The sequence below is a fragment of the Methylobacterium crusticola genome (genome assembly GCF_003574465.1).
Lineage (GTDB): Bacteria > Pseudomonadota > Alphaproteobacteria > Rhizobiales > Beijerinckiaceae > Methylobacterium > Methylobacterium crusticola.
This window is the reverse complement of the sequence record NZ_QOWC01000235.1, coordinates 1-11868: the sequence shown is the minus strand read 5'-3', so window position 1 is coordinate 11868 and position 11868 is coordinate 1. Positions and strand designations below refer to the sequence as shown.

8 protein-coding genes, 1 tRNA gene and 1 pseudogene are annotated in these 11868 nt (G+C 69.3%); 6 read left to right on the top strand and 4 right to left on the bottom strand.

Features of this window, described 5'->3' with window-relative positions:
• The 4 genes from DT057_RS31505 to DT057_RS31490 all read left to right on the top strand — a co-directional run.
• Window positions 1–1191, top strand: a 1191-nt coding sequence (locus tag DT057_RS31505) for a carbohydrate-binding domain-containing protein (RefSeq protein WP_276469432.1), incomplete at its 5' end; no start/stop codon positions are given.
• Window positions 1192–1696: 505 nt separating this feature from the next.
• A complete protein-coding gene (locus tag DT057_RS31500; RefSeq protein WP_128565997.1) occupies window positions 1697–3439 on the top strand; it encodes a type I secretion system permease/ATPase in 1743 nt (580 codons plus the stop codon).
• Between the two features lie 11 nt (window positions 3440–3450).
• On the top strand, window positions 3451–4758 hold the full coding sequence (locus tag DT057_RS31495; protein WP_128565996.1) for an HlyD family type I secretion periplasmic adaptor subunit: 1308 nt from the start codon (window positions 3451–3453) through the stop codon (window positions 4756–4758).
• A gap of 68 nt (window positions 4759–4826) precedes the next feature.
• A tRNA-Gly gene (locus DT057_RS31490) sits at window positions 4827–4900 on the top strand.
• A gap of 89 nt (window positions 4901–4989) precedes the next feature.
• Here the strand turns inward: DT057_RS31490 and DT057_RS31485 are convergent.
• From DT057_RS31485 to DT057_RS31475, 3 genes are all read right to left on the bottom strand, one after another.
• The gene (locus DT057_RS31485; protein ID WP_128565995.1) at window positions 4990–6213 is read right to left on the bottom strand and encodes an integrase; all 1224 of its coding nucleotides are present in this window, start codon (window positions 6211–6213) and stop codon (window positions 4990–4992) included.
• Window positions 6203–6460 (bottom strand): hypothetical protein, encoded by a 258-nt coding sequence (locus DT057_RS31480; protein ID WP_128565994.1) that lies wholly within the window; start codon window positions 6458–6460, stop codon window positions 6203–6205. Before DT057_RS31480 ends, DT057_RS31485 begins: the two co-directional genes overlap by 11 nt.
• Before the next feature lie 70 nt (window positions 6461–6530).
• Window positions 6531–6767 (bottom strand): helix-turn-helix domain-containing protein, encoded by a 237-nt coding sequence (locus DT057_RS31475; RefSeq protein WP_128565993.1) that lies wholly within the window; start codon window positions 6765–6767, stop codon window positions 6531–6533.
• A gap of 119 nt (window positions 6768–6886) precedes the next feature.
• Between DT057_RS31475 and DT057_RS31470 the strand changes: the two genes are divergently transcribed.
• Window positions 6887–7483 (top strand): Arc family DNA-binding protein, encoded by a 597-nt coding sequence (locus DT057_RS31470; RefSeq protein WP_128565992.1) that lies wholly within the window; start codon window positions 6887–6889, stop codon window positions 7481–7483.
• A gap of 169 nt (window positions 7484–7652) precedes the next feature.
• Here the strand turns inward: DT057_RS31470 and DT057_RS31465 are convergent.
• Window positions 7653–7904 (bottom strand): annotated as a pseudogene (locus tag DT057_RS31465) (IS110 family transposase); the annotation flags it as partial.
• 953 nt (window positions 7905–8857) lie between these two features.
• Here DT057_RS31465 and DT057_RS31460 point away from each other — a divergent pair.
• The coding region (locus DT057_RS31460) for a DUF4347 domain-containing protein (protein WP_244937416.1) at window positions 8858–11868 on the top strand (3011 nt) is incomplete at its 3' end.

Genomic DNA, 11868 nt, shown 5'->3' with positions numbered 1-11868 from the left:
AGGGACGTCGACCTGAGCACGATCGGCATCAAGACGGCCGAGGGCATGGCGCTCGCCAAGGCCTACCAGAATTACGGCGGCTACGTCACCGACACGGCCGGGCCGAACACCATCAACATGGCCTACGTCGAGACCGGGGCGACGAACCAGCAGATCAACAACCTGCACACCGACATGCAGGCGATCCGCGATCACATCCAGCTCGTCACCGACAACACCGCGGCGACGCCGGGCGGCGGCGGCACCCCCATCGTGTCCACGCCCGCCCCGACCCCGGTCGTGACCGCGCCGACGCCGGTCGCGACGGATCCCGCCCCGACGCCGGTCGTGACCGCCCCGACCCCGGTCGCGACGGATCCCGCGCCGGCGACCCCGGCCGCGCCCGCCGGAACGCCGGCCGCGACGCTCGGCAGCGGGTCGCACGAGCTGCTGCTCAAGATCAGCCAGGATTCCTACCGGGGCGACGCGACCTACACGGTCTCGGTCGACGGCCAGCAGGTCGGCGGCACGCAGACCGCCCACGCCTCGCACGCGGCCGGCCAGTCCGACCTGATCTCGGTGCGCGGCGACTGGGGCGCGGGCACCCACGACGTGTCCGTGACCTTCCTGAACGACACCTACGCGGGCAGCGCCGCGAAGGACCGCAACCTCTACGTCGACGGCGCCACCTACGACGGCAAGGCCGTGTCGGGCGGCCAGGCCGGGCTGTGGTCGAACGGGTCGCACCACTTCTCCATCGGCGATGCGGCCCCCGCGACGGCGGCCCCGGCCGCCCCGGCGGCGACCCCGCCCACCGCCACGCCCGCCGCGGCGGCCGCGACGCTCGGCAGCGGGCCGGACGTGCTGCTGCTCAAGATCAGCCAGGATTCCTACCGGGGCGACGCGACCTACACGGTCTCGGTCGACGGCAAGCAGGTCGGCGGCACGCAGACCGCCCACGCCTCGCACGCGGCGGGCCAGTCCGACCTGATCTCGGTGCGCGGCACCTGGGCCGCGGGCGACCACGACGTCGCGGTGAAGTTCCTGAACGACGCCTACGACGGCAGCGCCGCGAAGGACCGCAACCTCTACGTCGACGGCGCCACCTACACCGACGGTGCCAGCCACGCCTCCTACGCGGTCCAGGGGGCCGAGCAGGGGCTGTGGTCGAACGGCACCCACCACTTCACCTTCCACGACTACCTGGTCTGACCCGGCCCCGGCCGGCGACCGGCATCCCGGTCCCGGCCATCCCCCGGCCCCGCCCGGGTCGGGGCGCGAAGTCGATGCCCTCGAGGCCGGCGCGCAGGCCGTCCCCGACCCCCGCGCGGGTCGGGGACGGCCCGATCCACGATCCTTCCCTTGTCGCGCGAGCCGCCGCCCGCCGGCCGGGCGCGACCCCCGCGCCGACACGGAGCCTGCCCCTGTGAGACGTCCCGAACTCCGCCTTGGGCGCGCCGGCCCGCAGCCCGCCGCCCGCGCGCAGCCCGCCCGCCCCCGGGCCCGCGCCCTGATGCGGGGCCTCGCCCTGTCGCGGGGCCTCGCCCTGGTGCAGGGCCACGCCCTGGCGGAGCGCCTCGCCCCCCTCGGCCGGCGCGCCCTGTCGCGGGGCCTCGCCGCCCTCGGCCGGCTCCGGCCCAGGGAGGCCCCGCCCGCCGCCGCTCCCGCCCCGGGTGCCCGCGAGGGCCTGAGCCGGGACGTCCTCGCGGCCTTCGGGATGCGGCCGTCGCGGGCCGAGAGCCTGTCCCCGATCGTGGCGGCCCTGGCGCAGTGCCGGCACGCCTTCGTGGGCGTCGCGGTCCTCAGCGGCGCGGTGAACCTGCTGGCGCTCGCCGGCTCCTTCTACATGCTCGAGGTGTACGACCGGGTCCTGCCGAGCCGCAGCATCCCGACGCTGGTGGGCCTGAGCCTGATCGTCCTGGTGATGTACGCCGCGCAGGGCTTCTTCGACCTGATCCGGGGCCGGCTGCTCCTGCGGACGGGCCGGGCCCTCGACGAGGCGCTGAGCCGGCGCGTGTTCCACACCATCGTCACCCTGCCGCTGCGGGGCCAGGGCGGTTCCGACGGCCTGCGGCCGATGCGCGACCTCGACCAGATCCGCAACGTCCTGGCGGGCGGCGGGCCGGGGGCTTTGTTCGACCTGCCCTGGATCCCGCTCTACCTCGGGCTCTGCTTCGCCTTCCACGTCTGGATCGGCGTGACCGCCCTCGTGGGGGCCCTGGCGCTGGTGGCCCTCACGGTCCTGGCGGAGTTCCTGACCCGCCACCACGCCGCGGACAGCCGGGAGGCGGCGGCCGCCCGCGGCTTCGTCGCGGAGGCGAGCCGCCGCAACGCCGAGACCGTGCGGGCGATGGGCATGGGGCCCGACCTCGAGAGCATCTGGGCCCGGGTCAACGGCGCCTACCAGGGCACGCAGGGGCGCACCCAGGAGATCACCGGGGCCATCGCGTCGGCCTCGCGCATCCTCCGGGTGATGCTGCAATCGGCCGTCCTCGGCGTCGGCGCCTACCTGGTGATCCAGCAGGAGGCGACCGCGGGCGTGATCATCGCGGGCTCGATCCTGAGCTCGCGGGCGCTCGCCCCGATCGACCAGGCGATCGGCCACTGGAAGAGCTTCTCGGCCGCCCGCGAGAGCTGGCGCCACCTCGGGGCGTCCCTCGACGCCGCCGGCGCGCCCTCCGCGGCCCTGACGCTGCCGGCCCCGCGCACGAGCCTGACCGTCGAGCAGGCGAGCGTCGGCCCGCCCGGCCGCGGGCGCCTGACCGCGCTCGACGTGACGCTGACCCTGGAGCCCGGGCAGGGCCTCGGGGTGATCGGCCACAGCGCCTCCGGCAAGTCCTCGCTCGCCCGCATGCTGGTCGGGATCTGGCCGCCGGCCCGGGGCAGCGTGCGCCTCGACGGCTCCGCCCTGGAGCACTGGCGCCCGCAGGACCTCGGCCGCCACGTCGGCTACCTGCCGCAGGAGGTCGAGCTGTTCCCCGGCACGGTCGCAGCGAACATCGCCCGCTTCCAGGCCGGCGCCGAGGCCGGGGCGATCATCGCGGCCGCCAAGGCGGCGCGGGTCCACGACCTGATCCAGACCCTGCCGGAGGGCTACCAGACCCAGATCGGCGAGCGCGGGACCCTGCTCTCGGCCGGGCAGCGCCAGCGCCTGGCCCTCGCCCGCGCGCTCTTCGGCGACCCCTTCCTGGTCGTCCTCGACGAGCCGAACTCGAACCTCGACCAGGACGGGGAGGCGGCCCTCGCGGAGGCGATCGCCGGCGTGCGGGCGCGCGGCGGCATCGTGGTGGTCATCGCCCACCGGCCGAGCGCGCTCTCGGCGGTGGACCGCGTGATGGTGATGGCGAACGGACGCGTGCAGGCCTGCGGCCCGCGCGAGCAGATCCTCGCGCCCGCCCCCCGTCCCGTGCGCGCCGTGCCGGCGGGCCCCTTCACCCTCAAGACGGCGCAGAGCCGGTAAGGCCGACCTCCATGGACGCGATGACCCCTGAGACGCGAGCCTCGATCCGCCGCCACCTCCTGGCGGGGGCGGTGGGCGGCGGGCTCCTGTTCGTCGGCGCCGGCGGCTGGGCGGCCACGGCCGAGTTCTCCGGCGCCGTCGTCACGGCCGGCTCCCTGGTGGTGGAATCCGACGTGAAGAAGGTGCAGCACCCGACCGGCGGCGTGGTGGGCGCGCTGCGGGTCAAGAACGGGGACCACGTCGCGGCCGGCGACGTGCTGCTGCGCCTCGACGAGACCGTGCTGCAGGCCAACCTCGCGATCGTGACCCGCTCGATCGACGAATCCCTCGCCCGCCGGGCGCGGCTCGAGGCCGAGCGCGACGGCGCGGGCGCGGCGAGCTTCCCCGACGCGCTGCTCGCCCGGGACCGCGACCCCGTGGTGGCGGGCCTCGTCGCCGGCGAGCGCCGGCTGTTCGAGATGCGCCTGAGCGCCCGCGAGGGCCAGAAATCCCAGCTCGCCGAGCGGGTGGGGCAGCTCGACGAGCAGATCCGCGGCCTCGACGAGCAGATCGCCGCCAAGGGCCGGGAGATCGCCCTGATCGAGCAGGAGCTGACGGGGGTCCGCGACCTCTGGAGCAAGAAGCTGGTGCCGCTCCAGCGCGTCAACGCCCTGGAGCGGGACCTGGCGCGGCTCGAGGGCGAGCGGGGCACCCTCGTCTCGACCATCGCGCAGGTGCGCGGCAAGATCACCGAGACCCGCCTCCAGATCCTCCAGATCGACCAGGACCTGCGCACGGAGGTCGGCAAGGAGCTGGCCGAGATCCGCAGCAAGATGTCGGAATACGCCGAGCGCCGGATCACCGCCGACGACCAGCTGCGGCGGGTGGAGATCCGCGCGCCGCAGGCCGGGACCGTGCACCAGCTCGCCGTCCACACGGTGGGCGGCGTGGTGTCGCCGGGCGCCGACATCATGCTGATCGTCCCGACCGCCGACCACCTGACCGTGGAGGCGAAGCTCGCCCCCCAGGACATCGACCAGGTCCAGCGCGGCCAGGCCGCCTCCCTGCGCTTCTCGGCCTTCAACCAGCGCACCACGCCGGTCCTGAACGGGGAGGTGTCGCGGGTCTCGCCGGACCTGACGACGGACCCGCGCAACGGGCAGGGCTACTACACCGCCCGCATCGCGATCCCCGAGCCGGAGATGCGCCGCCTCGGCACCCTGCGGCTGACGCCCGGCATGCCGGTCGAGGCCTTCATCCAGACCCAGCCGCGCACGGTGCTCACCTACTTCACGAAGCCGATGTCCGACCAGATCGCCCGGGCCTTCCGGGAGAAGTGACCCGCCCGGGCCCCCCGCCCGGCCGCGGCTTCTCAAGCGCCCGGCGCCATGCTATCGGGCGGGCCGTCGCGGGTGTAGCTCAATGGTAGAGCAACAGCCTTCCAAGCTGATGACGAGGGTTCGATTCCCTTCACCCGCTCCACCCCTTCCGCCTGCGGCGCTAGGGGGTTGGATTGCCCTACCGTTGATCTCGCGTTCCCCACGTTCCCCGTCACGTTCCCCAAGACCCGTTTAGGGCTTGTTCCTCGTCGCCCGATGAGCGAGCCGCAGTTCGGCAACCTTGCGCGATTTTCCTCTAGTGCCACGCACGTAGCGGGCCGTGGTCGTCGCCTGCGCATGCGCCGCCGCGGACCGAATGTGGTCCAGCTCAGCCCCGGCGTCGTCGGCCTCGGAGATCCCGCCCGCGCGGGCATCCATGTTCCAGACGTGCTTCGGGATACCGGCCGCGTTCGCTATGCGCCGCCACTCCCGGGTGTAGACGAACTCGGCGTAAGGCCGCCCCGACGCCGGATCGATGATCAGCGGTCCGATGCGCCGATTCGCCGGGACGTGCGCCAGGACGCGCATCACGATCGGACAGAGCGTGAGGTCGTGCGCCGCGGTCTGCCCCGTCTTGGTCGTGTCCTTCACGAGTTGAAGGCCTTCACCGAGGTCGGACCAGACCAGACCGTTCACCCAGCGCCGGCCGTTGAGCACGATGCCGCTCGCGGCGGTGCCGGCCAGAATCGGCTCCCACTCGCCAATCACGTCCTTCTGCCGGAGCATCGTCTCGAACTGCAGTGCGGTGCCAAGGGCCAGGGACACCTTCCCCACTTCCAGGGCATTCGCCACGAACGCCTCGACGTGCTCCAGTTCGAGCTTCGTCTTGCGGCGCCGGGCCTGCCGGAACTCGGCTTCCATCAGGATCGTGCGGAGCCGCTGGCACTCCGGCAGTTCGGCAGTGACGCCATACTTGAACAGCTCACGCAGCATCTTGATGATCTTGCAGGCGCGATCAACCCGCTCCGGGCCGCCCGCCGCATTCGGCTTCTTCGCCGCATCGTACCAACGCCGGAAGTCGCCGATGTGTAGCGCGCCGAGCACGCGCTCGCCGAAGGCCTTTTCGATCAGCTTCAGGAGATGGTTGTTGGTCCGCCGCGTGTTCCATTTCTGCCCGTGGTACGGGCTGGCCCCGTCGACCTGGTAGCAGCGGACGAGCCCTGCGATTGTGCCGTCAAACCGCTTGCGGTCGTCCCGACGCCCCACAGCCCATTCCAGCATCTCGGCCTGATAGCGCATGCATGCGGCGGAGATCAGTGGGAGGTGGTCGGGCTCGTCGAGCGAGTGCCGGAGGCGGATTGTCTCGGGTCTGTAGCCGGCCTTCACGAGGTCGTTCCGTGCAACCCAATAGAGGGTGTCTGGCCCGTTCTTGCGCCTGCGGAGCTTCAGGCCCGGTGCGTTGAGGTCAGAGGGCATCGAGGTTCTCCTGTCCGTCGGGCGGGATCGCCTCGACGGTGGAGAGACCGTAGCGCCTGTTGAAGTAAGCGCGCACGGCTGGCAGGTATCGGCCGCCCATCACCGGATCGATTTTCGGCAGCCCGTCCCGCTCTAGGATCTGCGCCTTGGCGGCCCACTCGGCCAGCGTCTGGCTGAAACTCCGCGCGATCACCGCCTCAGACGGGAAGTCGCCTTGGTCGCGGTTGTCGCTGGTGCGGCGGGCCATGAGCGGATCCTCGCGAGGTCCTTCGTCGGCGAAAGGGAGAGCCGGCGAGTCGCGCCCGCCGGCGGTAGGGTCAGGCGACAATGGGAGGCGTGAGGCCAGGCTCACGCGGCGCCTCGTGCGCAGGAAGGCCAAGCATTTCCCGCAGCTTCGACGTCGGCACCCGGTACCTGCCGCCAACCTTGATGCTCGGGATCTCGCCCGCCTCCCGAGCGCGGTAGGCGGCGTTCTTTCCAATGCCGAGCACCCGTCCCGCGAGCGCCACATCCACCGTGGCCTGGGTCAGGACCTGCATGATGTCTTTGCTCATGACCGCTCCAACCATCGGGGTACCAAATGGGGTACATCGACGATATAAGTGAACGATCAGGTTGGGTCAACCAATCGGGTACCATATAGGGTACGATTGAGACCTGGCGGGGACGCGCAATGACTGACGACACCGAAGAGAGCCGGCCGCAGCGCGGAGGTCGACCACCGAGCAAGAAGAGAGGGAAATTCGCGTTTCGCGTCACCGCGGATCTGCGGGAGAAGCTGGAGGCCTCGGCCGAGGCGTCCGGCCGGCCGGTGAGTGAGGAAATCGAAGCTCGGCTTGAGGCCAGCTATCGCGACCCCGAGATTGTCCACAGGACTTCCGAGCGGGCTATACGGGACACTGTGTTCTCTGTACTAGAGGATCAGTATAGAGACTTCGGTGGCTACGACGGCTACAAAATATCCAAATGGTTTGGTAAATCTTTCTCGGAGAGATTGAAGGAAGCGAACGACGCTTATCCCGATTCAACCGTTCCGTGGTACAGAGACGAAAGAAAAATTGCGTACTTGAACGAGAAAATCAATCCAATTGCGAAGATCATCATTGAATCTTATGTCAATGGGCGCCGCCAAGAGGATCTCACTCTGGAGGAACTTGCGTGGCGGCTCAACATTCCGACATTTGGACAGTCTCAAGAGCAAATTAGGCAGAGAATTATCCACTTCATTCAGCAGAACCCGAACGGCGAGAATAGTCCTGAGCTTCTCTGATCCCTGCGTGCGTCATGCTTGCCGCGCATTGCACAGTGATCCTCCACCTTTCCGGTGGGCACGGTTAGCTTACCATCTGCCGTTCGGCCTGCTCGGGCGTCCTATACCTCAGGGCCGAGTGGATCCTGTGCCGATTGTAGTCGCCCTTGATTGATATTGGGGAGGATCATTGCTTGACCAACATCTCGCGCGTCCCGTGCACCGCAAGCGCCGCCTGCTGCTCGGTTGACTTTACCAGCACGCATCGCATGCTCGGGCGCGTCACCGCCTCGAAGATGGCAGCAGCATCGTTCGCATCGGTCTTCCCGTGCTGCACATGCAGCTTCACGTAAGCTGGCGGCATCAATCACACATCGGAACTGAATTTTATCAATTCACTAGTCCAATGTTTCGACGTGCCGCAAGCCTCCATGCTGAGCACCGTTGGTGCCAACGTTTCCAGCGAAGCAGGCGGGTGGCGGGAAACTGTATCATCAGCCAGTGCGGCGCTTGAGCAAAACCGGTTTCCGCATCGCAAGTCGGTCAATCAGAACCCGTATGACATTGCTACACGGTCGTCCGCGTGGCCGCCGCCGCACATGCGGATTGCCCGATTGATGACCCAACGCGTCTCCGATCCATCTGCCTAGTTCATAAGACTTAGTACTTTGGGTATATCCCGTCCGTCTCCCCGAGTCACCGGCATCGAAGCGGTGGTCGCGGATCCTGTGACAACTCCAGTCTGCAGTCTAAACCTTAGGTTGTATTTTCTGCCCCGCAGGCAGATACATTCAGACACTCTCCGCCCGCCGTTTGATGTCCACCCTTCCCAATAGATAGATGTCATCATAAGAACCTCAGGAGAAAATTTGCATCATCAATAAATATTTTTCTTCATCTTAAATATAAATATCAATACGGGTACTTTATCAAAGCACATTACGACGTGACGGATCGCTAATATCGCTTCATATTAACATTTGATATTGTTTTTAATTGGCAATGTTGCAGAAAAATCACAACTCCAGGTCGCTAGAGTCCCTTTTCACCTCGTCGAGGCCTCTATAGGTTGTTCGGAAGGCGCGTGAGACCTCAATCTGGAATTGAGTTGAAGGATTGCGCGCCAGTGCGTCGAAGCGCAGGGGGCCGTGCGTGTCTCATCCGTCAGGGCGGCGTGGAATTGTGTCGACGGGACTGCTGCGGCTCGAGGATCGCGTTCTATTCGACGCGGCCGGCGCCGCGGCGGCGGCGGCCGTCACGCAGCAGGCGGACGACCAGCACGCCCAGGAAGGCTTCGCGGAGCATGACCGTCCGTTCGCGGAGATCGAGGCGCATGGGGCCGCCGCGCATCCGGACACGGCTCCCGAGCCGGCTCAGGCCGGCGCCCGTCTCGTCGTGATCGACCCCTCGCGCGGTGACGCTCGGGAGAGCGGAGAGGGGAGGGCGCCGGGAGCCGAGGTGCTAGCGCTCTCCACAGGGGAAGACGGGCTCGCGCAGATCGCCGCCTACGTGCGTGGCCGGACGGACGTCGCCTCACTCACCATCGTGTCGAAGGGCGCTGAGGGACGCCTCGCTCTCGGCTCCGGTGTGATCGACCTCAATGGGCTGAGCGACTCCCAGAAGGGAGACCTGATGCGCATCGGTGCGACGCTCGCCGACAGTGCGCGCATCGCCGTGGATGCCGAAGGCTTCGCCGCCGGGGAGGCGGGCGCGTCCGGCGCCGGCTGGCTCTCGCGGCTGACCGGAGCCGAGATCGTCGACGTCGCCACGAGCCCCGCGGAGGGGCGGGAGGTCGTGTTCGTCGACGGCCGGGTCGCGGACCGCGACACCCTGCTGCGGCACCTCTCGCCGGACGCCGAGGTCGTGGTGATCGACGGCGACCGCGACGGCCTCGACCAGATCGCCGAGGCTCTGCGCGGCCGCGGCGGCATCACGGCGATCCACATCCTGTCGCACGGCGACAGCGCCTCCCTGCGGATCGGCACGGCGACGCTCGACGAGGCCTCGATCGCCGGGCGCTACGCCGGCGACCTGGCGGTGATGCGCGGCGCTTTGGCCGACGGCGCCGACCTCCTGATTTACGGCTGTGACTTCGCGGGCGGCGCGAGCGGCGCCCGGGTGGCGGCACTCCTCGCCGAGGCGACTGGGGCCGACGTCGCCGCCTCGACCGACCCGACCGGCGCCGCTGCGCTCGGCGGCGACTGGGATCTCGAGTACCGCACCGGCACGGTCGAGACGGCACTCGCCGTCACCGAGACGGGCCGCGACGCCTATGCGGGCCTGCTCGCGACCACGGTCGCGACCGGGCGCGGCGCGATCGTCGCGGCCGTCGGTGCCGGCCTCTACAGCATCGACGTGACGACCGGTCGGGCGACCCTGGTCACCACGATCCCGGGAACGATCGGCGGTATCGCCTTCAGCGGAACCGCCAATTCGGTCGCGATCGACCAGGGCAACGGCCTGATCTACTACGCCGACAGCGCCTCGGCCGGTACGAACCGCGCCTTGTTCGCCTACGACTACGTCAACAACCAGCATCTCGTCATCGACTCGGACCTGACCAACAACGGCGTCGGGGCGAGCATCGTGGTCGGAACCGGTACCGGCGTTGGCAGCGGCGCGGCGGCCTTCGTCAACGGCGCCCTCTATGTCGGCGTCGAGAACGTGACGGCGACCTCGGACCAGATCTACCGGATCACCTTCAGTAACAGCGGCCGGAACGTGGCCACCGCGTCGACCTTCGGCGCGCTGATCACCGGGACGAACGATTGGGGCGACTTTGCCGCGGACCCGACCGGCAACGGCGGCACCGGAGTCCTGCTGAGCCTGAGCGGCACGACGATCACCCGGTACAACCTCGCCGACGGCCTCGTCATCAACACCGTCACGAACCCGGCGAGCGCCAACACCATCCAGGGCGGCGGCGACATCCTGGGCAGCACCTACGTCGTCGGAACGGTCGTCCAGCAGATCAACCCGGTCACCGGCGCGGCGATCGGCGCGGCGATCCCCATCACCACGGACGGCACCACGGCGCTGGGTGGCGTCGCGGACGCGGCGACCTGGGTGCCGGCGACCGGCGCGATCGGCGACCGGGTCTTCGCCGACCGCGACGCCAGCGGCACCGTCACGGCGGGCGACACGGGCTTTGCCAACGTCACCATGCAACTCGTCGACGACGTCGACGGAGACGGCGTGGTCGATGCCGGCGAGCGCATCCTGGCGACGGACACGACCGACGCCGAGGGTACCTACCAGTTCGGCGGCGTGCTGCCCGGCCGCTACATCGTGCGGGTCACCGACGCGAACGGCGTCCTCGGTACTGCCGCCTCGACCACCGGCGGCGCCACCCGCACCGTGGCGCTCACCGCCATCGGTGCCAGCGACCAGGGCGCCGATTTCGGCTACGCGGCGCGTCCGCCGGTGGTCGACCTCAACTCGGCGGTCGCCGCCGACGCGGCGGCTAACATCGTCCAGAACGGCACCTTCACCGACAGCATCGCGCCGTGGACGACCTCCGGCAGCACCAGCTACACCGCGACCGTCGGCGGCGGTGGCGTGTACTGGGACGCCGACCGCAGCGCGGGCACACTGACGCAGACCGGGCTCACGGGCCTGCGAAACGGCCCGTCCTCGAACGGCACGGCCCAGCTCGTTTTCGGCTTCGGCTGGAACAACTCGACGCCCGACACCACGGCGCCGGCGGTACTGGACGTCTCGGTCGGCGGTGTGGTCTACGCCCGCGTCACCACCGGTGTCTCGGGCGGTGCCGCCACCACGGCGACTGTCGCCTACCTCAACGGGGCGAGCGGCGGTCCGGCGACCATCGCCGCCTCAACCTACCAAGCGTGGACGGCCACCGACATCACCGTCAACCTGCCGACGAGCGTCGCCGACAGCGGCGCGCTCACATTCTCTTACAACGCCGGGACCTCCAGCGACGACATCTTCGTCGATACCGTGCGGGTCAACACCTTCGCGGCGGGCGCCCGGAACTATACGACGAGCTACACCGAGAACGGCACCGGGGTCGCGATCGCCGCGTCGGCGGCCTCGATTGGCGATCCCGACAGTACGCTCCTGCGCGCGGCGACGGTCGTCCTGGCCAATGCGCAGGCCGGGGACGTCCTGGCCTTCGTCGGCGCGCCGCCCGCGGGGATCACCGCGGTGTCGGATACGAGCGTCCCGGGCCAGGTCACGATCACGCTCAGCGGCGCCGCGGCGCCGACGGCCTACGCCAATGCCCTGCGGCAGATCCAGTTCTCGTCGACATCCGACAATCCCGCGGCGACGGCGCGCACCGTCGCGGTGACCGTCAACGACGGCGGCCTGAACTCCAACACAGCGACGACCACGATCACCGTCGTCCCGGTCGACGACGCGCCGGTGAACGTTCTGCCGGCCTC